The organism is Larkinella harenae (assembly GCF_054780515.1).
The window spans coordinates 102,272-127,251 of the sequence record NZ_BAAGWE010000001.1 but is presented as its reverse complement, the minus strand read 5'-3'; the positions used below and the strand labels follow the sequence as shown (position 1 = coordinate 127,251).

The following is a 24,980-nucleotide window of genomic DNA, read 5'->3' as shown; positions in this document are numbered from 1 at the left end:
CAATTTTTCCTAACGTACCTACGCGCTACTAACCGAAAATTTTCCAGGTATTTCAAAGGATTGACTCTTGAATGACAACAATGGCAAAACCGTCGTACAAAACAGAAAAACAAGTAGCTGCTAGCCTTGCTGATCGTGCGGACAAAAATAGGTTGTCCGGCCACCCACTTCCGATTTGGCAATGCGTGTGCCACAGCGCGGACAGAATTTATGGGCTTCAACGTCATCGTAAGGCGAGTTATCCCATTCACGAACATGGATCAGAAACGAAGCAGGAAAATCACGGTACTGCGCTTCGTGCCGAATGGCCGTTGTCAGCACCAGGTGGATGGATTCATGCAATCGCCGAACTTCGTCTTCCGTCAGTAGTTCGGTGCGTTTTTCGGGATGAATTCGGGCCTGAAAAAGCACTTCATCGACAATCCAGTTGCCCAGGCCCGCCACGGTTTGCTGGTCCATCAGCACTGGTTTTATAAGCGATTTTTTTCGGCGTATTTGCTGCGTCAGCTCGGAAAGACTGATTTTTAATCCATCAATTCCAATCTTTTTTCGTTTCAGGTACGTATCTATCTGATCGATCAGGCCGATTCGCTCGAATTTTCGGGGACAGATAAAGCCTAAATTAAAACCGTTCCGGAAGTAAAAAACAATCCGGGCGTACTTAGGACGATCCAGCGAGGAGTGGTAATATTCCAGATCGCCGGTCATTCCGAAGTGCATGTGCAGGATAACCGATTCACTGGCCGGATCGGGGCCGTCGGTCAGCACAAACAGGTTTTTACCAACCCGATGAGTGCCGGTAAACCAACGCCCGATGAGTGCTTCCTGTAAAACCGTGAATGGCGTTGTTAATAATTTGGAATCTTCCACGTCAATGGCTTCTATGGGCTGATGCAAGGACGAGGTTTCGAGATATTGTCGGTATAATTCGACTTCGGGTAATTCAGGCATAAGTCAGACTAGCGGGAACAATTTAGAGTTGTTTTGATGTTTTATGTAACAATTCCGACCCGCAAGTGGTTGTAATTGATAGCTTTATCGGCTCTGATGACGGTTTTCTTTGAATTTAGTCTTTCGATAAAAATTGTTTCGATGATACACTAACTTTACAGAAGCTCCCGTTATGGATACAATGTATTGAAATTTTGATCGTATACAGAATATAAGATAACCCTAACATGATTGAATGACAATAGTTTACTTATTTTAGTTAATTCTGTCTAATCAATTCAAACAAACCGCACAAAGTAGTTATGGAAAACAATAAGCCAAAAGCAAATGGCGCGCTGGTAGCGGCCTTAGTTATCATGACCATTCTTGCAGGTGTTTCCAGTTATCTGCTGTATGAACAGAAAGAAGTAGGTAAAAATCAAGAAGCAACAATTGCCACGCGGGTGGAAGAGTTGGCCACAACCCGTACCCGTCTAGACTCTATTTCAACCGCATTGGACGCCAAAATTGCGGAAGTTCAGAAGTTAGGTGGCGACATTACCGATCTGCAACGGGTAAAAGCGGATCTGGAACGTGACAAAGCCGCTTTGCGGAAAGGTCAACGCATTTCTATCTCGAAGTATGAGGCTAAAATTAAACAGTATGAAGCCTATCTGGTAGAGAAAGACACGCTGATTGCACAGCTGAGAACAGAAAATCAGGTGTTATTGACGAACAATCAGACCCTGACGGATGCAAACACGACGCTGCAAACGGAAAAGCAAACATTACAGGACTCAGTGACGACCTACACCGCTGTCAACCGGGATCTGACGGATAAAGTAACCCGGGCGGCTGCGCTGAAAGCACAGAATGTACGTGTATTTGCACTCAACTCGCGGGGCAAACAACGGGATGCCACTTCCGACGAAGTGAAATCAAAACGGGTTGACAAACTGAAAGTAGTTTATACGCTGCCCGAAAACCCGCTGACCCGGCAGGAAGAAAAAGAGGTGTACGTTCGGGTGCTTGATCCATCGGGTGCCGTTGTATCCGACATGGCTAACGGTTCTGGAACGTTTCAGGTAAACGGTGAAGAACAAATTTACACGGTAAAACAAACCGTTCCGTTTACCAACAACAACCAGAACGTTGAACTGACGTACAACCGCGGAACTGTTCCTTACAAGCCCGGAAAGTACACGATTGAGTTCTATTCAGAAGGCTTCCGGATCGGCGAAGGTTCTTTCGCCATCAAGTAAGGCCCTCAGCCCGTATTCAAAAGGCGTGATGCCCAACGGTATCACGCCTTTTTATTATATAATAGAGATTGATTTAGTGCTTCTTTCGAAAAAACAGGAACCTGCGCCCTCCGTTCTGCCCCTTCATTCTGAAAATAGACCCTATTTACTGAACTTCAGGGCACGAACGAGCAGCGCTAGAGGCCAGCAGTAGGAATTAGGACAGAGAAAAAGTATGTTTTGAATCTATTCACCGCTAGCTTCCCAGTAATTCGGAAATAATCTCCCAACGTCGCCGGGAAACCGGTAAAGCGGTTCCATCAACCAAGTAAATGGTACCAGCTCCCCCTTTCGAACGTTCCAGACTTTTTACATATTCGCAATTGACAATGCTGTTGCGGTGAATTCTGGCAAAGCCTCCTTCGGGCAGAATCGCAGCCAGTTGTTTCAGGGTTTTAGGCATTATGATTGAAGGTCTGTTCCTCCAATGCAGCCAGGTATAATTGCCATCTCCCTGTAGGAAAACCAGATCTGCCGTTTGAAAAAAATACTGGCGGGTGCCCCGGAAATATAACTGCAGTACCGAATCGGGCGAGCCGGAAATCGAATGAATAGAAGCAGGAATTAACATATTCTGAATTTCTGGGTAATAGGGACAAAGACAGACAGTTACTTGTCGATTTTACAAATATACCTTTCTTGGAATAGGCTGCATGGAAAAGAGCATTAACGACTGATTCTGGTAACCGAACGGTGAATTTTGGTAATAGAACGGAATACAGGATATATGAAACTTTTTAAATCCACAATAATCTGGTAATTTCCCAGTCAATTGGGAAGGCAATATGGCAAAAGATCAAATTCAGATACTTATAATTGAAGATGAAGCGATTCTGGCCATGGACCTGTCCGATACCCTCGAAGAAGAAGGTTACTACGTCGCAGGTGTTGCCAACAACGGTCGAAAAGCGCTGGAATTATTCAAAAACCTGCCGATTGATCTGGTTTTATGTGATATTCAGTTAAAAGGTGACTGGGATGGAATTGTCACCATTGAACAAATACGGAGTGTACGCCCGGTACCCGTTATTTATACTACTGCGCTAGCTGATAAAGCAACGCTGGAACGGGCCAAACAAACCTTTCCATCGGCTTATCTTACCAAACCCATTCAGATCAGTAACCTTCGTATTGCCATCGAACTGGCTCTCCACAACTTTACCCAAAAACTGGATCTGGCATCGCCGGATGAGAGTGCGGAATTGCTGGAAAAAGACGCTCCTTCCCGAGAAAGTATTCTGCGCATTGATAACCTTATTTTTATAAAACATAATTACCAGTTTGTTAAAATACTGCTGGAAGAAATTCTTCTGCTGGAAGCCGACGGGGCTTATACGACCATTGTTACCAGTGACAGAAAGTATGCAATACGATTGACTATCAGCGCATTACTTGACCGCTTGAGTGAAATGCAATTAACCCGTGTGCACCGATCCTTTGCGGTCAATATCAAGAAAGTCGAAGGCTTCTCAGACCGGGAGATTACCCTTGGGAAACACACGGTTCCGCTAGGACGGCAGTATAAACAAGCCTTTATACAGCAGTTTCAGGTTTGGTAGCGCCGGCTGTATTTATCGCCTTCCTTCATGAAATGGAATTTATTGACCGGCGTTATGTTTCTTTGGACCACTTGGGTTTATGCCCAATCGGATGCCAATATCGACAGTCTGAAGAATGCATTAACTGGCAAACCCGATACCGTCCAGATTGCCGGGTATAAAGAATTTGCCGAAAAAATGCGCGAGAAAGGACGCGTTGGAGAAGCTCAGATTGCACTAACCAACGCGCTGACAATAGCCGAAAAATTAAAAGACAAGCGGCAAATCAATAAGGTATATTTATCCTTAGGCGTTCTGGAAATAGACCAGGGCAATTTCGTTCAGGCTCTTAATTATTTTCAGGAAGCGCTCGATTATCTTAAGGATACTCAACTGATTAACGCAAGGATTTTAACCCTACTGCGGATTGGTCAGACTTATTTTTTAGCCACGGATTTAAAGCAGGCTGAACACTATTACTTACAGGCTTTACAACTGGCCCGCCAGCACAAGAAAGAAGTCTTGCTGGCCGATACATACTCTGAACTAGCCAACCTGGAAGATACCCGCAAAAACTCCCGCAAGGCACTGGCCTATAATGCCAAAGCCATTGCCCTCTACCGGGCAAACAAGGAAGATTATATGTCGACCCTTTTCAACCGGGCTATCGAATATAAAAATGCCGGTCAATATGCCCAGTCGGAGCGGATCTATCGCCAATGCCTCGAGTATGCCATCGCTCACAACGACGATTACCTGAAAGGGTACATTTATGTGAACTTTCCCAACACGCTTCTGATGATGAATCGGCTCAATGAAGCTGAGCAGTACGCCAGGCTGGCCCTGAAATGGAGCGAATCCGGGCCCGGACGATTGAAAATTCGGGAAGACATTTTTGACGTATTGACGCGTATTTACGAGAAAAGGGGAAACGACCGTCAGGCGCTGGCCTACTTCCGCCAGAAGGCTATGTACCGCGATAGCGTCTTGAATGAAGAAAAATCCCGTCAGCTAATCATGGCCGAAAGTCGTTATCAAGCTCGGGAAAAAGAAACTCAAATTCGATCACTTGACGCCGAAAATAGCCAAAAAGCCCAGCAGCTAGGCTGGCTGAGTGCTGGTCTGGCCATGCTGTTGTTGTTGCTAGGGCTTTTGTTCTGGCAATACCGTACCATCCGGCTTACCAACGCCCGGTTACTGGAAAATAACCGCGTCATTTCAGAAAGTCACCAGAAGATCATGGAGCAATCCGAGCAGCTAAAGGTTCTTTTGCAGGAGCTCCACCACCGTGTAAAAAATAACCTGGCCATTGTCTCAAGTTTACTGCGCTTACAAGCCAGGCGTCTTGAGGACGAGGGTGCCTCGCAGGCTCTACAGGATGGGCAGCAGCGGGTGGAAGCAATGTCCCTCATTCACCAGCGGCTTTATATGACGGACAATGTGTCTGCCGTCAACATGAAAGAGTATATTACTGACCTGCTCGACAGTCTGATGCTGGCTTATGGCTATAACAAAAGCTCGTTTGACCGCAACCTGTTGATTGAGCACGAAGAACTCGATGTCGATCTGGCTATTCTGCTGGGGTTAATCCTGAATGAGATCGTTACTAATGCCTTCAAGTATGCCTACGAAGACGTTCAGCAGCCTTTTCTCCGCATCTGGCTACTAGCCGCCAGGCAGCTCGATGATGCTACAATGGTACGTCCCCAACTGACGCTTGAAGTGCAGGACAATGGGGTGGGCATCAACATTCACCAATGGGAGCACACCGATGCTTCGTTTGGAAAGCGTCTGATCACGATGCTTACTGAACAGGCGGGCGGACAGCTGGAAGTGACCAATCGCAACGGCACGCAATACCGGCTGATCATCCCGCCTTTGTACGCACCAAGCCCCTTGGCGGCTTAAACGGTTTTAAAAAGAGTATAAAAAGCCGATAGCTAACCCCTGGCTATACTGAATAGCATCATCCTGATCTTTGTCGTACAGGACAATGCCGGTCAAATTAACATTGACGTACTTATTAATCTTGGCCGTCAGCGCAATATCAAGTCGGTGATCAATCGCATTCAGGGTAGCGTAATTTGCAAAAAGCTGATAGCGGGCTTTCAGGTTCAGGTTGTCCATGATATTCCGATCATAATTCGCAATCAATTGGAAGGCAAATTCATTCCGAACGGTTTTTCCGGGAGCAACTCCGTACCGTGTCGGCTCTCCAACGGTGATGTTGTCATCGACAACGAATGTCTGCCGAATGGTTCCCAGACCGAACTGCAGGTTAAAATAAGTAACGGGTTTGTATTCCAGACCGATGGACTCCGTCAGAAAGCCCGGCGCCAGAAAAGTTGAAATTAATACGTTTCGCTCTCCTCCACCAGCAACATCTTCATAACGATACCCCGGAGCAAACTGTGATAAAAAGTTGATATTTCCGAAGGCAAGCCACTTCTCACTCAGGCGGTGACCAACTTTGGTATCCAGAAAAAGCCGATCCACGTTTTTACGGGAAGTCTGCCCCTGATTTTTCACAATACCGTATTGCAGTTGCACTTCGCCTGTCCAGTTGAACCGTCGCTGCATATAATCCGACCGGGCGTTAAAGAAAGAACCCAGCGCAACCGAATTAACGCCCCCGCCCTTCCAGTTACTGCTAAAAGAACCTTGATTCAGATTGATACCAAACTGGGCCGAGCGCTTCCAGTAAACGGTATCAATCGGAATAACCTTGACAGAATCAAGTTTTGTCTGCGCCATAACGCCGGTAAAACATCCAAGCAGAACTGCCAGAATAATAGAAGTTTTCATATATGAACAGAGAAACGGTGGAGTAATCAGGGCATTAATCAAAAATCTCAACCTTACTTGACTGAAGGCTCTGCAAAGGAATAATAGTAGTAGACTCGCCGGTTTGTAACGTTAGCGATGTATTATCAATCTGGATGATGGTGCCTTTTGTATCGTCAATACGAATAACCTGGCCCTCCCGAAAACGGTTTTTGCTGTAGAATGAGGATAAAATATTAGCCATCACATCGCGGGAAGCAATTCCGTAGCCAATGGCGAAGGCAAATATGATTCCCCCGATCAGCAGATTGAAACTTGATTCCAGCAATTCCGTATTGATTCCGGCCTGCCCCAAGGCACTAATGAGGGTAATGATGAGAAAAAAGAAAAACACAATCATCCCAAGCAGTTTTCCCGATGCAATATTGAATGACTGACACAGCGTAATCACGGCTCCTTTCAGCGCGTCGGCAATCAGCACACCCACTTGCAACATTATGGCCGCGGCAATCAACCGGGGAATGAAATCGACCAGCGATTTTACCATCTCCGTGATGGCCGAAACACCAAGTGTTTCCGTTGCTGCCATCAGAAAAATCAGCAGAACGAAATAATATAGAACCTTGGCAACAATGTCGCTCAGCTTAATTTCTGTTTTTAATCGTTTGATGAAATCGATTTCCGTCAGCCGATCCCCGATTCGATTAATCCCCACCCGTTGCAGTAATTTTGACACCAGCAACGACAAAGCCTTTGCGACTCCAAATCCAACGGCAAGAATAAAGGCAGCACCGATGATGCGTGGAACAAAATCAATAAACTGATTGATCAACGTAGTAAATGTATTGATCAAAATATCGACGAAGGCCGGAATACGATTCATAATAAAAGTGCGGTGCTACGGTTTTGATGATCTGGCAGGAAGGTCAATAATTGAAAATAAGGTGGAGGCTACATTTAGTAAATCGTCTACATAGAGCTCCACAACAGATAGTGAATTCCGAATCAGGTCAATTTCCGACACCAATTCTTCCTGTACATGGGGCGGACATGTATCCGGTAATTCAATTTCTTTAAAAACGTTATAAAGCGATTCCATTCGTTTTTTTCAAACTGTCTTCAGGCTATTTATTAAATTTCGTCCAGGTGATAAATTTGGCCAGCAAAAGTGACAGGAAGATCAACGTTTCCAAATACCGTTTCTTCAGCTTTTCCTTGGCGCGTTTGAGCCGCATTTTAACCGCGCTCTCGCTCAGGTTGTGAATGGTGGCTATTTCTCTAATGCTTACGTCATCCTGGTACTTCATTAAAAGCAAACTCTGTTCTTCAACGGTCAGGTATTCCAGAGCCGATTTCAGCCGGTGGGCTTCCATTTCCATCGTTTCATCATCATTGTCGTCGTCCAACCAGTCCATATCCTCGTTAACGGGCACTTCGGCCTTTTTACGATTAAGCCGCAGCTGATCCGTACAGTAATTGTAGGTGATTGAAAAGAGCCAGGTAGAAAATCGGGATTGTTCTTTAAAGCTGCCCAGACGCATGATTAAACGCAGAAAGATATCATGCGTAAAATCTTCGGCTTTGACGGGGTCTTTTGTAAACATCAAGCATTTCCGGTAGACCTTGTCGCTGTAACGATTGTACAAAAGCTCAAAGTAGCGGTTACTTTGCTTATCAACATACAGCCGCACTAGTTCTTCGTCCGTCAGCTTTTTAGCCTCTAATGGTGTAATCATAGGAGGTAATTAGATAGTTTGAAATAACGCTTTTCGTAAAAAAGCACCCGCATAATTACCATACAAATTGAATGTACAAATAAAAGCAAAAGCATGTATATAGCAAGTGGATAAATCATAAAAAAAGCCTGGTGAATTCACCAGGCTTTCCACTTATTGCGTTATAAAACCGTCAATTCGCTTAACCGATTGCAATCCGTTTGAAAGCGGAAATGGTCAAACCCTTGCTCGTTTTGTCGAGTAACTGAGCAATGGTAAGCGAAGAATCTTTCACAAATTCCTGATTTAGCAGCGTGTTATCTTTGTAGAATTTCTGCAGCTTACCCATGGCAATTTTTTCCAGCATGGCTTCGGGTTTTCCTTCCGCACGCGCCTGATCTTTGCCAATTTCAATTTCACGTTCAACGATGCTGGCATCCACACCATCTTTGTCGATGGCAACGGGTTTCATGGCCGCAATCTGCATCGCAATGTCTTTACCCACTTCGGTAACCTCAGCACTGTTGACATTAGTAAGGCCAACCAGTACACCCAATTTGCCATTGGAGTGGTTGTAAGCTACCACTTGTTCAGCCGTTACTACTTCGTAAGCGATCACGTCCAGTTTCTCGCCGATTTTACCCATCAGATCCGTGATATGATCCTGCAACGAACGACCATCGCCCTGCGGTAGCGCCAGCAACTCTTCTTTCGTTGCCGGTTTGGCAGCCACAGCATTGTCCATAATCGCCATCGCCAGATTCTGGAAATCAGCTACTTTGGATACGGGTTCGGTTTCGCAAGCCAGACCAACAACGCGGCCGGTCGTCCCATCTGGGCTAACATGCGTCAGAACTACGCCTTCAGAAGTTGTATTATCAGCCCGTTTGCTAGCGATTTTCTGACCCTGCTTGCGCAGAATATCTTTTGCTTTTTCAAAATCACCGTCGGCTTCGGTCAATGCTTTTTTACAATCCATCATCCCGGCGCCTGTTTCCTGCCGGAGTCTGTTAACGTCTTGTGCGGTAATAGCCATTGTTTGGTTTATTAATTGTCTGTTTCGTATTCGTTTTAATCATCAGCGGGTGGCTGATATCCTGAAACGGAATAGCCCATAGCGAGGCTACGGGCTATCCGAGTTTATAGGCCTGGCAACATGGTTGCTCTTAGATAGTCTTATCCTCCTGACCTTCGGTATCTTCAGCGACCACCGGGCTTACTTCTTCCGTTTCAGCGCTTTCACCTTCGGCTTGGGCTGCTTTTACGTCTTCAGCCCGTTTGGCTTCTTCTTCTTCCTGTAGGCGCTGATCGTCTTTATCCTGTTTACGCTCCAGCAGTCCTTCTTCGATAGCCTTACCAATTGCCAGCGTAATCAGGCGGATTGATTTGTAAGCATCGTCGTTGGCCGGGATTGGGAAATCGACTTCGTCCGGATTAGAGTTGGTATCGCACATAGCGAAAACCGGGATACCCAGCCGTTTGGCTTCGGCAACGGCAATATGTTCGCGTTTTACGTCAACCACAAACAAAGCGGCTGGCAAACGCGTCAGGTCAGCAATACCACCCAGAACCCGTTCCAGTTTATCTTTCTCCCGAGATACTGTCAAACGTTCCCGCTTCGCCAGACTTTTGTACGTCGTTTCATCCTTCATCATTTTTTCGATGCCCTGCATCTTCTTCAATGACTTCCGGATAGTGGCGAAGTTGGTCAGCATACCGCCCAACCAGCGGTCGGTTACGAACGGCATCTTCAGACGACGCGCTTCTTCCGTAACGATTTCCTGCGCTTGCTTTTTGGTAGCAACGAACATAATCTTGCGACCTGAACGAACGATACCTTTGATCGCAGCCGCTGCTTCGTCGATCGAAGCCAGCGTTTTGTTCAGGTCAATGATATGGATACCGTTTTTCTCCATGAAGATATACGGTGCCATACGGGGATCCCATTTCCGGGTAAGGTGTCCAAAATGCACACCCGCATCCAGAAGATCTTTATACTCTACTTGTGCCATTTTTGTAAAAAATGAAAAATAAAGAATGAATACTGATAATACGCAGCACCGCACATCGGCATCAGGCAAGTGCGGCCTGGACAATTAGTCGTTAAAGGTTTGACGGCTGAAGGTTAGCGGGAACAAAACACCCCTCGTTAACCAGCAAGCTTCGACCATTAAACGATAAAAATTAACGTTTCGAGAACTGGAACCGACGACGGGCTTTAGCACGTCCGTATTTTTTCCGTTCTACCATCCGGGAATCACGAGTCAGGAAGCCTTCTTTCTTCAAAGCAGGCCGGAACTCAGGATTCAGTTCGCACAGCGCCCGGGCAATTCCCATACGGGTTGCCTCAGCCTGACCGGAAATACCACCACCCCGAACGTTTACTTTTACGTCGTATCCTTCCGGAGCGTTGATGGTAGCCAGCGGCTGTTTCAGAACGATTTGCAGAACTTCCGTGGGGAAATACTGTTTGTAATCTCGGCCGTTGATAACAATGCTGCCCGTACCGATCGAAAGATACACGCGCGACACGGCTGTCTTCCGGCGACCTAATGCGTTGATTCGTTCCATTTTTTAAGACATGAGACGAAAGACGAGAGAGAAGAGACGCTGTCGATGGATTCTTTGTCTCTAGTCGTACGTCTAACCTCTACTATTAATAATCCAGTTTAATTTCTTTCGGTTGCTGCGACGCATGCGGATGTTTGTCACCCGAATAGACGTACAGGTTGGTAAACAACCGGCGACCCAGACGGCTCTTCGGCAACATCCCTTTGATGGCATGCTCCAGAATGAAGGCTGGATTTTTTGCCATCATTTCGCGAGGTGTCCGGAACCGCTGACCACCCGGGTGTCCCGTGTGACGAACGTATACCTTATCGGTCATCTTGCTGCCGGTAAGTTTGATTTTTTCAGCGTTGATGATGATGACATTGTCACCGCAATCAACGTTCGGCGTAAAACTGGCCTTGTTTTTTCCGCGGATGATTTTTGCCGCCTGGCTTGCCAGTCGACCCAATACCTGATTTTCCGCGTCAATGACCACCCAGTCTTTCTGCACCGTCGCTTTGTTGGCCGAAATGGTCTTGTAGCTTAACGTATCCACTTGATTATGGGAGATTATATATTGATAGACAATTACTTGCGCTATACACAAAAACTCCCGTCCAAAAACGGGAGTGCAAATATAGAGTCTATATTTCTGAAATACAAGGGTATTTGGAATTTTCCGCTATTTGAGACGTTCTTTCAGCAGTGCTACCAGGAGCCCCTTCGTTTGCTGCGCTTCATCCAGACGGTTTTCCATCCGAATCTGGCTTTCTCCTAACTCATTTTGTCGTTATTGCAATTGACTGAGCCGTTGGTCGAGCTTATTCACGTTAAGAGTCAGAGTGGCCAATCTAGAGGCTCTCGCTGATCCAGGCATTTTTCCTTGGTCATAGCTACCTACCGGTTTCTACTACGCGGTTAACGAAGCTTCAAAGTCACTAAGCAGATAACGGCCAGAATAATTCCAACAATCCAGAAACGGGTGACGATCTTGGCTTCATGGTAGCCTCTTTTCTGGAAATGGTGGTGGAGGGGCGACATCAGGAAGATGCGTCGTCCTTCGCCGTACCTATTCTTGGTATACCGAAAATAACTGACCTGCATGATCACCGAAACGAGCTCGACCAGAAAAATACCGCACATGATCGGAATCAGCAATTCTTTCCGGGTTGCCAGCGCCAGTACCGCAATGATACTGCCCAGCATCAAGCTTCCCGTATCGCCCATGAACACCTGCGCCGGGTAGGAATTGTACCACAAAAAGCCCACACAAGCCCCCACAAAAGCCGCACAGAAAATAACCATCTCGCCCGAATTCGGGATGTACATGATGTTCAGGTACTGAGAAAAAGTTTTATTATTCGATAGATAAGCGAATACCCCCAGCGTCAAGCCGATGATGACGGAGGTCCCAGCCGCCAAACCGTCAATACCGTCGGTAATGTTGGCCCCATTAGAAACCGCCGTAACGATAAAAATGACAATAGCTACATATAAAATCCAAGTGTATTCGTCTGGAATAAAATCAGGCAGTAACGAGCTGTAATTAAAGTCGTTATTTTTCAGAAACGGCACCGTGGTTGACATGGATTTGATGTCCTGATACGCTCCGAATTCCACCTGGCCGATGGATGTGTTAATGACGCCCGGTTTGTAAACCCGAATTCGGACATAGTCATTAAAATATAACGTCAGACCAACAATCAACCCCAGCCCAACCTGTCCGACAACCTTGAATTTACCCTGTAGCCCTTCCTTATTTTTCTTGAAGACTTTGATGTAATCGTCCAGAAACCCGATCAGCCCCGTCCAGATGGTAGAAACCAGCAACAAAACAATATATACGTTGGTCAGTTTGGCAAACAGCAGGGTCGGAAAAACCAGTGATGCCAGAATAATAAACCCGCCCATCGTTGGCGTCCCGCGTTTCTGCATCTGTCCTTCCAGCCCTAAATCCCGGATTTCCTCCCCAATTTGCAGGTTTCGGAGCATATCGATGATCTGGCGCCCATAAACCGCTGCAATCAACAGTGACAGGGTAATGGCGGCACCGGCCCGAAATGATAGATACTGAAAAACCCCCGCACCAGGGAAGTCAAACTGCTGATCGAGGTACGTAAAAAGATAGTATAACATAATGGTTTGTTGAGAGATTGGGCGTCAGGGCGTGCAGCTGCAAAGGGAAAAGCCATTCAACTCATTCCCTCACACCTTTATCCCTTCATACCGGCACAGGCCAAAGTTACGGTTTTCCAACCATTGGTTGTTGAAAGGCTTCGCGGAGAATCTTCCGATCGTCAAAATCGTATTTAACGCCCTTGATTTCCTGATACGTTTCGTGGCCTTTCCCAGCCACCAGAATAACGTCGTGGGGTTCGGCGATGGCTACGGCCCGGAAAATGGCTTCGTGCCGGTCGGCAATAGTCAGGGTTTTTTTGAACGCAACGGGCGGTACACCAGCCTGCATCTGCGCCAGAATTTCCAGCGGATCTTCGTTGCGGGGATTATCGGATGTCAGAATCACTTGATCGCTGAATTTGCAGGCGATTTCGGCCATGATGGGACGTTTAGCCGTGTCGCGGTTTCCTCCGCAACCCACCACGGTTATGATCCGCTCGTTGCCCTGCCGCAACCCAGCAACGGTTTCCAGTACATTCTGCAACGCATCGGGCGTGTGGGCGTAATCGACAATACCCACCCGTTTGTTGTCGGAAATAACCATTTCGAAACGGCCCGGCGGACTCGGCAAACTGGACAGTTGCGTCAGGGTTTCTTCGGGATCTTCGCCCAGTAAAACGGCCGCTCCGTACACCGCCAGCAAGTTGTAAGCATTGAAACGGCCCGTCAGTTTAAACCACACTTCCCGACCATCGATTTCCATTTGCATTCCGAACAGTCCTTCCGACATGACTCGCCCCTTGAACGAGCCCAGCGTCTGCAGGGAATAACTTTCTTTCTGCGCTGCGGTATTTTGCAGCATCACCAAACCACGTTTATCGTCCAGATTCGTCAGCGCAAAAGCCGATGCTGGCAACTGGTCGAAAAAGCTTTTTTTGGCTTTGATGTAGTTATCGAACGTCTGGTGAAAATCGAGGTGATCGTGGGTAATATTTGTGAAAATACCGCCGGCAAAATGCAGCCCGGCAACCCGTTGCTGCACCATCGCGTGCGAGCTTACTTCCATAAAACAATGCGTACAGCCGTGCTGAACCATTCGCGTCAGCAGCTCATTCAGCGCAATGGTATCAGGTGTCGTATGGGTGGCCGGAATAACGGTTTCGTCGATCTGATTCTGAACGGTCGAAAGCAGGCCTGCTCGGTAACCGCGTTGCCGAAACAGGCGGAAAAGCAGGGTGGCCGTTGAAGTTTTGCCGTTGGTACCCGTTATACCCACCAATTTCAACTTTTTGGATGGATGGTCGTAAAAGTTGGCGGCAATCAGCCCCAGCGCCTGGCTGCTGTCCTGCACCTGAACGTATGTTACGATTTCCGAACGGTTTTCGGGCATTTCTTCGCACAAAACAACCGTTACTCCCTGTTCTGCGGCTTTTTCAATAAACCGATGGCCATCGGTCTGAGTCCCGCGGATGGCGGCAAATAAACGGCCGGGTGCAGCCTGCCGCGAATCCATGGTTAACTGCTCGACGTCGACGTTCATGTTGCCGGAAGTCGACAGCAACGGTACTTTATACAATAAGGTGGTTAACTGCATACGAACAAGCAAAGACGGTTTTTCGACCGTTATTTTCCGGATTGATTTTTTTTGTCCAGGCTGACAACCAACGTATCAGGCCGGGCACTTTGCCGCAGGGTCAGGGTGATTTTACGCGGCTGCGGCAACGGATCGCCCGGCGGAACCGATTGATCAACAACTTTACCGTAGCCTTCAAACCGAACGCGAAACCCCCGGTTTTCGAGCAGATGCAGGGCATCCCGCAACGTCATTCCGCGCAGATCAGGGACTTTATTCTGGGCCGACTGGCTAACCCATTGCGTCTTTGACGCGCTATTTTCGGCCTTAACCCAACCGTCGGGAGTAGGTTGCGCATTGATGTTCAACTCGGAACTAATGGTTCGGATATCTTCCGCAAAACCGGCTTTCACGCCTTTACCCGACTGCCGAACGGACTTGGAAGCTATGGTGACGGGCCGGTGCATGTGGATATCATACGCATAAATCCGGTCAGCTATTTCCCGGAAAACCGGCGCTGAAACGCTACCTCCGTACAACAGATCGATGTTGGCACCGTGGGGCGTGTCGACCACAACCGCGATGCTGTATTTCGGTTTCTCAGCCGGAAAATACCCGATGAAAGAGGTATAATATTTTCCTACCTGATACCGACCGTTAATCAATTTCTGGGCTGTACCGGTCTTCCCCGCAAACCGGTAGTAAGGGCTTTGGCTCTTTTTGGCCGTGCCCCGCTCCACCACGCCTTCCAGCATTTTTTTCACCTGCCGGATGGTTGTCTGACTGCAAATCGGGTCCTGCGAAACATACGGCTCATACTCTTTCACCACCTCATTGGCGCGCCGGACCTGCTTGACCAGCATTGGTTGCACCCACTTGCCATCATTGGCCACCGCATTGTAGAACGTCAGCATTTGCAACGGCGTCAGTTTCAATTCGTAACCGATTCCCATCGAGTTCAATGACAATCGGCTCCAGCCGGGCGACTGCGGATTGGGCACCACCGGTTTCGTTTCACCGTTGAGTTGCAGCCCAATGGGTTTGTCGAGTTTAAAACGACGCATGTAGCGGCAGTAGGTTTCCGGTCGGTTGTAGAAGTTATACATCAGCATGTGAATGCCGACATTCGACGACTTTTCAAAAACCTGCTGAACCGTAATACTGCCGTGGCCACTCCGTTTAGCATCCGAGATTCGACGGCCGTAGTACGTAGTCACGCCGGAGCCCGTATGCACCATCTGCTCGGGTCGCACGGCTTTTTCTTCCAGCAGCGCAATCATCGTGGGCAATTTGAACGTTGAACCGGGATCAGTACCTCCCGCCAGGGCATGGTTGAAGTTTTCGACATACCTGCCGTCCTTTGTGAGGGTCAAATTTGCCATCGCCCGAATCTCACCGGTTTCCACTTCCATCACAATCAGGCATCCTTGCTCAGCTTTGTATTTTTCCAGCCCGTGCAACAAAGCGGTTTCGGCCATGTCCTGAAAATTGACATCGATCGTTGTATAAATGTCCAGCCCGGGTTCCGGTTTGATATCCGAACCGTCTTCAATCGGCATCTGCACTCCTCCCGACAACTCCTCTACCAGCCCGACACCATCTTTTCCCGCCAGCTCGTTCTGAAAACTGGCTTCCAGCCCCACCAACCCTTTCGACGTTTCCGGATTCAGGTAGCCCACCGTCCGCAGGGCCATCCGACCGTAGGGATGATAACGCTGGTAGACGGGATCGAATTTGCCACCACCCAGGCCCTTCGAGCGGTCACGGCGAAAAAATGGCCATTTCTGCATCGCCATCCGGTCCTGAAACGTTACCTTGGTTCGGCTGAGCAACACGTATTTCCGGCCGTTTTCGCGGGCTTTCCGGATCATGTACGTGTATTCGTTCCGCGATTTTTCCCCAAATTTCTTCGCTAATAAAATACCCAGCGAATCAATCTTCTTTTCGAACGAATCCGTCTTTGCCACGCAGGGGTCAATGCCAACGTAATAATACGGAAGTGACGTTGCCAAAAAACTACCGTTGTGCGAGTAGATATTGCCGCGCGTTGCCCGCAGTGTATCTTTCTTGATGTGATACTGGGTGATACGGTCTTTCCACAACCGACCGTTCTGCTTCTGAAAAAACTGCACATGGATCAACTTGCCAATAACACCCAGCGCAAACAAACAAATAGCCACGGATGCCAGCGCGGCCCGGCGCATGATAATCTTCTTAACGTTCATGGCTGCGTTTCCTCCGGTTTGACAACAATTTTTAAAGGGGGCGTTACGGGTTCTGTCAAGCCCGTAGCCAACACCTGCTTACTAATTTCTGACTGCTTCCCACTTTTCATAAAGTCGGCCTGAAGCGTGGTGTATTTCGCCCTTTTTTCGTCAACTTGGGCTTTCACCCGCTGGATATTCCGTACCAGCCGCTCCGCATTGTGGTTGAAGCCGATGTACAAAATAAGCAGGAACGAAATCCACATAATCCGGTCGAAATGCTTAATCGGCCAGGGGTTGTCTTCCCCAAAAAGCCGGTCAAACCCAATCGTGTGGTTCAGGTAATTGAGCAGCCGGTTTTCGCGTTTTTTCTTAGCGACGGGAGCTTTGTTGGGTGTTTTGTACGTATTCTGTGCCATATCGTCACCTCCTAATTATCGTTTCTCAGCAATCCGCAATTTCGCGCTCCTCGCCCGCGGGTTTCGGTCAACTTCCTCCGCCGATGCCTCAATGGGCTTGCGCGTGATGGAGTGCAACGGTTTTAGCTCGTTGCCGTATAAATCTTTCTCGATAGTACCCCGGAAGTTGCCCGATTTGATGAAATTTTTCACCAGCCGGTCTTCCAGCGAATGGTACGCCATCACCACCAGCCGTCCGCCGGGCGCCAGTACTTCTGGCACCTGCGTCAGAAACTCTTCCAGTGTAGCCAGCTCTTCGTTCACCTCAATCCGGAGCGCCTGAAACACCTGCGCAAAGTACTTGTTTTCCTTACCCCGGGGCGCATACCGCTGCAAAACGGTTTTTAGCTCATTAACGGTTTCCAGCGAACGGTTTACGCGACTGGACACAATGGCGCTCGCCAGCGTCCGGGCGTTGATAATTTCGCCGTACATCCCGAAGATTTTGTGCAACAGTTCTTCCGGATAGTCATTGATCACCTTGCGGGCTGTCAGCTCGCCCGACTGGCTCATGCGCATGTCCAGATCGGCATCGAAACGGGTCGAAAAACCGCGTTCGGGCGTGTCAATCTGGTGCGACGAAATTCCCAGATCGGCTAGAATACCGTCGACCTGCTCAATTTTATACAAGCGCAAATACCGTTTCAAGTTCCGAAAATTGGCCGCTACAAACGTCAGACGTGGATCGTCGATGGCGTCAGCGTTGGCGCGTGCATCGGGGTCCTGGTCAAACACAATCAGGCGGCCTTCCGAATCGGGTCCTGGCTGCAACTGGCGTAGAATCTCACGGGAATGCCCTCCGCCCCCAAAAGTTACGTCAACGTAGGTGCCGCCGGGTTTCAGATTTAATCCTTCTACGCAAGCCTGCAATAAAACCGGTTCGTGGTAATTGGTCACTGCCATTCTTTGTTCTAAAATAGTGTCATCCAGCATCTACGCGAACGTTGCGAATTCGTTTCGCTCGTTTCTGGAAGAATTTCGATTTGCCCGCCGTTTCAAAATCCTTTTCGGAACTAAAACAAAATCGTCGTCCGTTACAAACTTAACAAAACCGCCCCTATTTCTACCCCGTAGAGAACTGGATCTACTATTTTTTATCGTATGAAAAAAATCGTCGTAATACGGGTATTGATTCTTTTCTGGCTACCATTTTCGGGCTGGTCGCAATCGGTCGCCAAACTCAAAAATGGCGTCTGGCGGGCCGTTCTGGAAAGCAAAGGTGGAGCCTTGCCATTCGGACTGGAAATCACTTTGACCGGTTCGTCGTATTCGGCTTACGCCCTCAACGGAGCGGAACGGCTAGCGTTTGATCAGGTAACGGTGACCGGCGACTCCGTTCGGTTGACGATTGACATCTTCGAAGCCGAGATCCGGGCTAAAATAGACGGCAACACGCTGCGCGGCTTCTGGCGTCGCCGGCGGACGGGCGAAAACTACACTTCGCTCCCCTTTCAGGCTCAATATGGCCTTACGTATCGATTTACGCCAGTAACCGAGATGCCTAAAATCAACGTAACCGGGACGTGGTCCACGACGTTCCGCTCCGAAGGCGATTCAACCGTGGCCGTGGGCGTTTTCGTACAAAAAGGCACGACGCTAACCGGTACTTTTCTGACCCCAACCGGTGATTACCGCTACCTTGAAGGCAACGTGGTGGGCGACAGCCTGCTGCTTTCGACCTTCGACGGAACCCACCTTTATTTGTTCAAGGCAAAGCGAAAACCTGATAATACGCTGGTTGGCGGTTTCTGGTCGGGCGAAAGCGGGTACGAAAGCTGGACGGCCCGTTTTGACCCGAACGCCAAACTGCCGGATGCCAATAGCCTCACGTTCCTTAAACCGGGTTATAAAACCGTCGATTTCACCTTTCCGGATGTAAAAGGCAAACCGGTTTCGCTGAACGATGCGCGGTTCCAGAATAAGGTCGTGGTGATTCAAATTCTGGGTTCCTGGTGTCCCAATTGCATGGATGAAACCAATTTTCTGAGTCCCTGGTACAAAAAAAATAAAAACCGGGGTGTCGAAATCGTGGGGCTGGCTTACGAAAAATCGGCCGAACTCGCCGAATCAGCCCCGAAAATTCAGCGCATGATCGACCGTTTCAAAATTGATTACCCTGTTCTCCTGGCGGGTACAAACGTCAAATCCGAGGCCTCGAAAACCCTGCCGATGCTTAATCAGGTGGTTGGTTTTCCAACTACCATTGTGATCGATAAAAAAGGCGTCGTCCGTCAAATTCATACCGGTTTTAGCGGACCGGGCACCGGCATCTATTACGATGCGTTCGTCGAAGATTTTAACCGACTGATCGATAAGCTGGTCCGTGAATAGCCCTGCTGAAAAGTTCTTGCGCTTTCTTTTGAGTGATTCATCACGAAAAGCGGGACTAGGTAGTCCGCAAGTTGTACCCGCCGTTTCCTAAAATAGTTGACCAAAAATTTGGAGTGAATTCGATTAGCTTCTTATATTTGCACATATCCTATTGACAAAGTATAGTAATGTTATCTACTGAACAACATAACGCACTACACCGGCTCCCGCCGGTTATGGTATTGAAATCCGTTTCGATGAACGGTTGTTGTTGTCGGTTTTGTTCTATGGGTTGTTGAACCCATCTCCCCTTCCTGATTACTGCTTTTCTTAACTCTTTTAACAGCTCGATCCTCTAGGGTTCTGGCAACACCGGTCCTGGCTGGTCTACTTGATTGCGACAAAAACATACAAAGTCTATAAACATACTACTGTAATGACAACCTATTTCGACGCCGTTCACGAAGACACTGATTTATATTCCGTTCCGCAGGTATTTCGCAAACTGGTTCCTGTTTCTCCCGTCAGGGTAAACGAAAAGGCTCCTTTGTTCAGCATACACCGTCAGCGGACCATTGCACATTATAATTATAGCCAAACCGCTTCGCTGCACGATTGGCTGCAAGCCGGCCCGCTGGTTGTTGCGTTCTACAGCGCAGGCTGGAACCGTTACGGCAAAAACTACCTGCCGAAACTGATTCAGCTTCACACCCAGATTCAGGAAGCAGGGGGTAATTTATTAGTGCTTTCACCCGATTCGCTCGACTCGCTGCAAACCCTGGCCGATCAGCACGACCTGACGTTTACAATCGCGCAGGACGTCAACAATCAGATCGCCGAAAAATTTGGGGTGTACTCAACCGACGATCCGGTCTGGAACTGGATTGCCGGCATTACGGAAGATGTTCCCTACCCCGCCCTGTTTGTGGTCGCGCCGGATCGGCAAATTCAGTTCAGCTATATAGATAAGGATTTCACGGAAGAGTTTCCCGCCGAAGCATTACTGAATCAGGTTCAGGAGCAACAAACCGTTGCGCTGGGTTTCTACAACCGGAAAGCGGCTTAAACGGTATTATCGGCTGAAACAAAAAAAGGCGGTGACGGTTTTCTGATCAACAGCAACCAACGACGAGCGCATGAACCGAAGTGAATTTCTCTTACTCGGCGGCTCGGCACTTTTCATACCGTTCACCGCAATGAGCCAATCCCAAACGGAACCCGAAAGCCTTCTTTTTAAAGACGACGGCACGATTCCGAACAGCCAGTTGCCCTTGTTATTGTACCGCCAGGCGTTTGCCGAAACCGGTTCAGCAGGCGCGTCGTGGCTGGAGAAACGGTTTGCCGCTCACAACTGGGCCAACTCTTGGCGCAACGGCGTTTATCCGTACCACCACTACCACAGTACTTCGCACGAAGTATTGGGCGTTTACAGCGGCTCAGCCTTGCTGCAGCTCGGCGGTGAAAGTGGCCAGCAAGTTCGCGTTCAAGCGGGTGATATCATCGTCATTCCGGCGGGCGTTGGACACAAACGGCTTGAAGCTTCCGCGGATTTTGGCGTCGTCGGTGCCTATCCCGACGGGCGCGACTATGATGTGCTGCGCGGAGAGCCCGGTGACCGCCCCAGAGCCGACCAGAACATTGCGGCCGTGCCCCTTCCCAAAACCGATCCGCTGCTGGGCCATAACGGCGGGTTGATCCGTTTATGGAAAACCGCCTAATCTTTCTCTCCGGTTCTTCGTTACCAGCCGTTTATTAAAAGCAGCGTTCATTCCTGGTCTTCTTCTTCATCAGACGCACTAAAGTCCATTGGTATAACTTCCGGTCATCCGCAACTTTTTTAGTAGTTTTGAATGTTATTTCAAGATGATTAAACACTGAAGCGGAGGAGCTGTGACGGATTATATTTCAACTTTAAATGAACCTCAACGGCAGGCCGTATTGCACGGCAACGGGCCGCTGATGATTATTGCCGGTGCCGGCTCGGGGAAAACCCGCGTGCTGACGTACCGGATTGCCAACCTGATTGAAAAGGGCGTTGATCCTTTCCGGATTTTGTCCCTGACATTTACCAATAAAGCCGCTGGAGAGATGCGGCACCGGATCGAAAGCGTAGTTGGTACGGAAGCCCGCAACATCTGGATGGGAACGTTCCACTCCGTTTTTGCTAAAATTCTCCGAATTGAAGCCCAGGCGCTGGGGTACACCAGCAACTTCTCCATTTACGACACGGACGATTCCAAATCCCTGTTGAGAAGCATCATCAAGGAAATGGGCATGGATGACAAGGTTTATCGTCCGAATGTCGTCTTTTCCCGGATTTCGGGCGCCAAAAACCGACTGGTTGGCTGGGCGGATTACCTCGCCAATCCATTGATTCAGGCCGACGACGCAGCTGCCCGGATGCCCGAAATCGGCCGGATTTATAAGGCTTACGCCATGCGGTGTTTTCAGGCCAATGCCATGGATTTCGACGATCTGCTATTCAACACCAATGTGCTGTTCCGCGATCACCTCGATATTCTGAACAAATACCAGCACAAATTCAAGCACGTGCTGGTCGATGAGTTTCAGGATACCAACGTATCGCAGTACCTGATTACCCGGAAGTTATCCGCAGTCAACCAGAATATTTGTGTCGTGGGCGATGATGCCCAGAGCATTTACGCCTTCCGGGGTGCCAACATCGAGAACATCCTGAACTTTGAAAAGGACTTTCCGGATGTCACCACGATCAAGCTGGAACAGAATTACCGTTCGACCAAAACGATCGTCAACGCGGCCAACTCCATTATTGCCCGCAACCGGGCGCAGTTGCGCAAAAGCGTTTTCACCGATAACGAAGAAGGTACGCTGATCGACGTACTCAAAGCTTCTTCCGACAACGAGGAAGGTCGTCTGGTGGCCACTTCGCTCTTCGAGGCCAAAATGCAGGAAGGGCTGCACAATACCGATTTTGCGATCCTGTACCGCACCAACGCCCAGTCGCGGGCGTTTGAAGAGGCCCTCCGGCGGTTGAGCATCAAATACCGCATCATCGGTGGCTTGTCGTTCTACCAACGGAAAGAGATTAAAGACCTGCTGGCGTATCTGCGGTTTACGGTCAACCAGAGCGACGAAGAAGCGTTCAAGCGCATCATCAACCTGCCCAAACGGGGTATTGGCGACACAACGGTGGCCAAGATTTCGGTGGTGGCCGCCGAAAACCAGGTATCGATCTGGGAGGTTGTCAGCAACGTGAACCGGTACGTGGCCGGACGGGCCGGCATTGCCATTGAAGCCTTTTCCAACCTGATCAAAAGCTTTCAACTGCTACTTGATAAAAAGGATGCGTACGAGGTGGCCGCCCACGTTGCCAAAACCTCCGGAATCCTGAAAGAACTGTACGACGACAAAACCGTTGAAGGGTTGTCGCGCTACGAAAACGTTCAGGAGTTGCTGAACTCCGTCAAGGAGTTTGTCGATAATCCCGACAACGACGATAAAAGCCTGAGTGCGTTTTTGCAGGTCGTTTCGCTGCTGACTAGCGCCGACGAAAAAGATGACGATGGCGACAATGACAAAGTAACCTTGATGACCATTCACGGAGCGAAGGGGCTCGAATTCCGGAATGTGTACATCGTCGGACTGGAAGAAGACTTGTTTCCGTCGCAGATGATGCTCGAAAGCCGGGCCGATCTGGAGGAAGAACGGCGGCTGTTTTACGTGGCCATCACCCGCGCCGAAAAGAAATTAACGGTTTCATACGCCGAGTCCCGGTATCATTACGGTCGCCTGAAAGTCTGCGAACCCAGCCGGTTTTTGATGGAAATTGACCCGAACTTCCTTAAAATGGCCAAAATCCGGCGCACCGAACGGGAAGACCACGACGAAGCAAAACGCGATACGCCATCCGGCGGCTCCATGAGTTTTGTGCGAAGCCTGGCGCAGAAAACCGCCCGCCAGCAAGCCCCGCAACCTACCGTCGCCCACGTGCCGTCCAGCGATTTTGCGCCCAGTGATACCTCCAAACTGGCCGAAGGCATGCGCGTCGAACACATGAAGTTTGGCTTCGGAGAGGTCCAAAAAATTGATCAGAACGGCAACGATCGCAAAGCCATCATCAAATTCGAGACTGCCGGCGAAAAAACGCTGCTGCTAAGTTTCGCAAAGCTAAAAATTGTTTCTCCTTAAATCCGCTACTAAACCTGTCAGATCCTAAAGACGGGGTCGCCCAGACCTGACAGGTTTAGCAGCGTTTTGAGTCAATTACAGTATACCAGCCGCGGCAGCGCCTTTTAGAGGAAACCACCTCTTAACCAATGATTTCTGACGTCAATACTGATTCGGCTCCGCTGCATTTGGAGCATCAGAAAATCACGAAGCCCCAACGATTGCTCTCCATCGATGCCCTCCGCGGATTTGACATGCTGCTGATTGCCGGTGGAGGAATGTTTCTGGTCCTGCTAAAAGGAAAAACCGGCTTGTCCTGGATCGACTGGATGGCCGACCAGCTAACGCACCCCGCCTGGCACGGCTTTACGTTTTACGACTTCATTTTCCCGCTGTTTCTATTCATTGCCGGTGTTTCGCTGTCGTTTTCATTAACGGCGGGGTTGGCAAACGGAATCGAAAAAACCATTCTGTATCGCAAGGCATTTCGCAGGTTTCTTATCCTTTTTCTGCTCGGCGTTCTCGACAAAAATATTCCGCTAGACATTTTCGATCCGGCGCACATTCGCTTTGGTACGGTTTTAGGGCGCATCGGAATCGCCAGTTTTGCCGCAACGGTTTTATTCCTGAATCTCGACTGGAAACAACGGCTGGGCTGGGTAGCCGCTGTTCTGATCCTGTATTATGCGGCCCTTTTCCTGATTCCGGTTCCGGGTTTTGGCAGTGGTGATCTGTCGTTCGAGGGCAATCTGGTCGGCTGGTTCGACCGAACGTTCATGCCCGGGCGGCTGCTTCAGAAAACCTACGACGAGAACGCCTTGTTGACGCAGTTTCCGGCGCACTGCCTCACTGTTTTGGGAACCGTGGCGGGTCAGTTGTTGCAGTCCGATAAAAGTGACCGGACCAAACTCCTGTACCTGATCGTGCCTGGCCTGTATAGCATTGCCATTGGCGTAATTTGGGGGCTGCATTTTCCGATCAACAAACATTTGTGGAGCAGTTCGTTTATCCTGCTGACGGCCGGCATGGCGCTCAATTTTCTGGCCCTGTTTTACGGAATCATCGACGTGCTGGGCTACCGGCGATGGTCGTTCTTCTTCAAAGTGATCGGCATGAACTCAATCGTAGTGTATTTGGCGTACCGGTTTATTGATTTTGATCACACTTCGCAACTCCTGTTTGAGGGCTTTTATAAATATACCGCCGAACCGTGGCATGATACCTTGCGGGCGCTGGGCGCACTGGGGCTCGTCTGGACGATGCTATATGTGTTGTACCGGCACAAAATTTTCGTAAAAATCTAGCGAAAACCGTTCTTTTGCTGGGATATACGGTTTTGTAGCCAGAAAA

At 48.9% G+C, this 24,980-nt stretch carries 22 protein-coding genes; 8 read left to right on the top strand and 14 right to left on the bottom strand.

Going from position 1 to position 24,980, the window contains the following annotated elements; genetic code table 11:
• Nucleotides 1-120: 120 nt before the first annotated feature.
• A complete protein-coding gene (locus ACYVH9_RS00525) occupies nt 121-951 on the bottom strand; it encodes an Fpg/Nei family DNA glycosylase (protein ID WP_460634331.1) in 831 nt (276 codons plus the stop codon).
• 302 nt (nt 952-1,253) lie between these two features.
• Between ACYVH9_RS00525 and ACYVH9_RS00520 the strand changes: the two genes are divergently transcribed.
• Nucleotides 1,254-2,192: a hypothetical protein gene (locus ACYVH9_RS00520; protein ID WP_460634330.1), complete on the top strand. Its 939-nt coding sequence runs from the start codon at nt 1,254-1,256 to the stop codon at nt 2,190-2,192.
• A 235-nt stretch (nt 2,193-2,427) separates the two neighbouring features.
• Here the strand turns inward: ACYVH9_RS00520 and ACYVH9_RS00515 are convergent, their stop codons facing one another.
• The gene (locus tag ACYVH9_RS00515) at nt 2,428-2,802 is read right to left on the bottom strand and encodes a LytTR family DNA-binding domain-containing protein (protein ID WP_460634329.1); all 375 of its coding nucleotides are present in this window, start codon (nt 2,800-2,802) and stop codon (nt 2,428-2,430) included.
• Nucleotides 2,803-3,016: 214 nt separating this feature from the next.
• Here ACYVH9_RS00515 and ACYVH9_RS00510 point away from each other — a divergent pair, with 214 nt between their 5' ends.
• Nucleotides 3,017-3,790 carry a response regulator gene (locus ACYVH9_RS00510; RefSeq protein WP_460634328.1) on the top strand — a complete coding sequence of 258 codons (774 nt, stop codon included), beginning with the start codon at nt 3,017-3,019 and terminating at the stop codon, nt 3,788-3,790.
• Nucleotides 3,791-3,817: 27 nt separating this feature from the next.
• Nucleotides 3,818-5,677 carry a tetratricopeptide repeat-containing sensor histidine kinase gene (locus tag ACYVH9_RS00505; RefSeq protein ID WP_460634327.1) on the top strand — a complete coding sequence of 620 codons (1,860 nt, stop codon included), beginning with the start codon at nt 3,818-3,820 and terminating at the stop codon, nt 5,675-5,677.
• A 6-nt stretch (nt 5,678-5,683) separates the two neighbouring features.
• Here ACYVH9_RS00505 and ACYVH9_RS00500 read toward each other — a convergent pair whose 3' ends face one another.
• The 12 genes from ACYVH9_RS00500 to rsmH form a co-directional block, all read right to left on the bottom strand.
• Entirely contained in the window at nt 5,684-6,574 is an 891-nt protein-coding gene (locus ACYVH9_RS00500; protein ID WP_460634326.1) for a DUF3078 domain-containing protein, read from the bottom strand.
• Between the two features lie 34 nt (nt 6,575-6,608).
• Nucleotides 6,609-7,436 carry a mechanosensitive ion channel family protein gene (locus ACYVH9_RS00495; protein WP_460634325.1) on the bottom strand — a complete coding sequence of 276 codons (828 nt, stop codon included), beginning with the start codon at nt 7,434-7,436 and terminating at the stop codon, nt 6,609-6,611.
• 241 nt (nt 7,437-7,677) lie between these two features.
• Nucleotides 7,678-8,289, bottom strand: coding sequence for an RNA polymerase sigma factor (locus ACYVH9_RS00490; protein WP_460634324.1), 612 nt, complete (start codon nt 8,287-8,289; stop codon nt 7,678-7,680).
• A gap of 181 nt (nt 8,290-8,470) precedes the next feature.
• Nucleotides 8,471-9,304 (bottom strand): translation elongation factor Ts, encoded by an 834-nt coding sequence (tsf, locus tag ACYVH9_RS00485; protein ID WP_460634323.1) that lies wholly within the window; start codon nt 9,302-9,304, stop codon nt 8,471-8,473.
• 130 nt (nt 9,305-9,434) lie between these two features.
• A complete protein-coding gene (gene rpsB / locus ACYVH9_RS00480; protein WP_460634322.1) occupies nt 9,435-10,280 on the bottom strand; it encodes a 30S ribosomal protein S2 in 846 nt (281 codons plus the stop codon).
• A 172-nt stretch (nt 10,281-10,452) separates the two neighbouring features.
• Complete coding sequence (gene rpsI, locus ACYVH9_RS00475; RefSeq protein WP_379848018.1) at nt 10,453-10,839, bottom strand: 30S ribosomal protein S9; 387 nt, start codon at nt 10,837-10,839, stop codon at nt 10,453-10,455.
• 85 nt (nt 10,840-10,924) lie between these two features.
• Nucleotides 10,925-11,374, bottom strand: a complete 450-nt coding sequence (gene rplM, locus ACYVH9_RS00470) for a 50S ribosomal protein L13 (protein ID WP_460634321.1) — start codon at nt 11,372-11,374, stop codon at nt 10,925-10,927.
• A 362-nt stretch (nt 11,375-11,736) separates the two neighbouring features.
• Nucleotides 11,737-12,954, bottom strand: a complete 1,218-nt coding sequence (mraY, locus tag ACYVH9_RS00465) for a phospho-N-acetylmuramoyl-pentapeptide-transferase (protein ID WP_460634320.1) — start codon at nt 12,952-12,954, stop codon at nt 11,737-11,739.
• 106 nt (nt 12,955-13,060) lie between these two features.
• The gene (locus tag ACYVH9_RS00460; protein ID WP_460634319.1) at nt 13,061-14,530 is read right to left on the bottom strand and encodes a UDP-N-acetylmuramoyl-L-alanyl-D-glutamate--2,6-diaminopimelate ligase; all 1,470 of its coding nucleotides are present in this window, start codon (nt 14,528-14,530) and stop codon (nt 13,061-13,063) included.
• 29 nt (nt 14,531-14,559) lie between these two features.
• Nucleotides 14,560-16,734, bottom strand: a complete 2,175-nt coding sequence (locus tag ACYVH9_RS00455; protein ID WP_460634318.1) for a penicillin-binding protein — start codon at nt 16,732-16,734, stop codon at nt 14,560-14,562.
• Complete coding sequence (locus tag ACYVH9_RS00450) at nt 16,731-17,132, bottom strand: FtsL-like putative cell division protein (RefSeq protein WP_460634317.1); 402 nt, start codon at nt 17,130-17,132, stop codon at nt 16,731-16,733. The genes ACYVH9_RS00455 and ACYVH9_RS00450 overlap by 4 nt, the downstream gene beginning before the upstream one ends.
• A 15-nt stretch (nt 17,133-17,147) precedes the next feature.
• Nucleotides 17,148-18,068, bottom strand: a complete 921-nt coding sequence (gene rsmH, locus ACYVH9_RS00445; protein WP_460636430.1) for a 16S rRNA (cytosine(1402)-N(4))-methyltransferase RsmH — start codon at nt 18,066-18,068, stop codon at nt 17,148-17,150.
• 204 nt (nt 18,069-18,272) lie between these two features.
• On the opposite strand from rsmH, the gene ACYVH9_RS00440 reads away from it, so the two are divergent.
• From ACYVH9_RS00440 to ACYVH9_RS00420, 5 genes are all read left to right on the top strand, one after another.
• On the top strand, nt 18,273-19,502 hold the full coding sequence (locus ACYVH9_RS00440; RefSeq protein WP_460634316.1) for a peroxiredoxin family protein: 1,230 nt from the start codon (nt 18,273-18,275) through the stop codon (nt 19,500-19,502).
• Nucleotides 19,503-19,917: 415 nt separating this feature from the next.
• Entirely contained in the window at nt 19,918-20,547 is a 630-nt protein-coding gene (locus ACYVH9_RS00435) for a redoxin domain-containing protein (RefSeq protein WP_460634315.1), read from the top strand.
• Between the two features lie 130 nt (nt 20,548-20,677).
• A complete protein-coding gene (locus ACYVH9_RS00430) occupies nt 20,678-21,199 on the top strand; it encodes a cupin domain-containing protein (RefSeq protein ID WP_460634314.1) in 522 nt (173 codons plus the stop codon).
• Between the two features lie 172 nt (nt 21,200-21,371).
• Nucleotides 21,372-23,651, top strand: coding sequence for an ATP-dependent helicase (locus ACYVH9_RS00425; RefSeq protein ID WP_460634313.1), 2,280 nt, complete (start codon nt 21,372-21,374; stop codon nt 23,649-23,651).
• 128 nt (nt 23,652-23,779) lie between these two features.
• Nucleotides 23,780-24,934 carry an acyltransferase family protein gene (locus ACYVH9_RS00420; protein ID WP_460634312.1) on the top strand — a complete coding sequence of 385 codons (1,155 nt, stop codon included), beginning with the start codon at nt 23,780-23,782 and terminating at the stop codon, nt 24,932-24,934.
• The last annotated feature ends 46 nt before the right edge of the window (nt 24,935-24,980 follow it).

Excerpts from the sequence above, each read along its gene's own strand:
- ACYVH9_RS00430 (WP_460634314.1), top strand. The coding sequence starts at position 20,678 with ATGAGCCAATCCCAAACGGAACCCGAAAGCCTTCTTTTTAAAGACGAC.
- ACYVH9_RS00525 (WP_460634331.1), bottom strand. The coding sequence starts at position 951 with ATGCCTGAATTACCCGAAGTCGAATTATACCGACAATATCTCGAAACC.
- ACYVH9_RS00495 (WP_460634325.1), bottom strand. The coding sequence starts at position 7,436 with ATGAATCGTATTCCGGCCTTCGTCGATATTTTGATCAATACATTTACT.
- tsf (WP_460634323.1), bottom strand. The coding sequence starts at position 9,304 with ATGGCTATTACCGCACAAGACGTTAACAGACTCCGGCAGGAAACAGGC.
- ACYVH9_RS00520 (WP_460634330.1), top strand. The coding sequence starts at position 1,254 with ATGGAAAACAATAAGCCAAAAGCAAATGGCGCGCTGGTAGCGGCCTTA.
- mraY (WP_460634320.1), bottom strand. The coding sequence starts at position 12,954 with ATGTTATACTATCTTTTTACGTACCTCGATCAGCAGTTTGACTTCCCT.
- ACYVH9_RS00510 (WP_460634328.1), top strand. The coding sequence starts at position 3,017 with ATGGCAAAAGATCAAATTCAGATACTTATAATTGAAGATGAAGCGATT.
- ACYVH9_RS00515 (WP_460634329.1), bottom strand. The coding sequence starts at position 2,802 with ATGTTAATTCCTGCTTCTATTCATTCGATTTCCGGCTCGCCCGATTCG.
- rpsI (WP_379848018.1), bottom strand. The coding sequence starts at position 10,839 with ATGGAACGAATCAACGCATTAGGTCGCCGGAAGACAGCCGTGTCGCGC.
- ACYVH9_RS00450 (WP_460634317.1), bottom strand. The coding sequence starts at position 17,132 with ATGGCACAGAATACGTACAAAACACCCAACAAAGCTCCCGTCGCTAAG.
- ACYVH9_RS00500 (WP_460634326.1), bottom strand. The coding sequence starts at position 6,574 with ATGAAAACTTCTATTATTCTGGCAGTTCTGCTTGGATGTTTTACCGGC.
- ACYVH9_RS00490 (WP_460634324.1), bottom strand. The coding sequence starts at position 8,289 with ATGATTACACCATTAGAGGCTAAAAAGCTGACGGACGAAGAACTAGTG.
- ACYVH9_RS00460 (WP_460634319.1), bottom strand. The coding sequence starts at position 14,530 with ATGCAGTTAACCACCTTATTGTATAAAGTACCGTTGCTGTCGACTTCC.
- ACYVH9_RS00455 (WP_460634318.1), bottom strand. The coding sequence starts at position 16,734 with ATGAACGTTAAGAAGATTATCATGCGCCGGGCCGCGCTGGCATCCGTG.
- ACYVH9_RS00440 (WP_460634316.1), top strand. The coding sequence starts at position 18,273 with ATGAAAAAAATCGTCGTAATACGGGTATTGATTCTTTTCTGGCTACCA.
- ACYVH9_RS00420 (WP_460634312.1), top strand. The coding sequence starts at position 23,780 with ATGATTTCTGACGTCAATACTGATTCGGCTCCGCTGCATTTGGAGCAT.
- ACYVH9_RS00505 (WP_460634327.1), top strand. The coding sequence starts at position 3,818 with ATGAAATGGAATTTATTGACCGGCGTTATGTTTCTTTGGACCACTTGG.
- rpsB (WP_460634322.1), bottom strand. The coding sequence starts at position 10,280 with ATGGCACAAGTAGAGTATAAAGATCTTCTGGATGCGGGTGTGCATTTT.
- ACYVH9_RS00435 (WP_460634315.1), top strand. The coding sequence starts at position 19,918 with ATGACAACCTATTTCGACGCCGTTCACGAAGACACTGATTTATATTCC.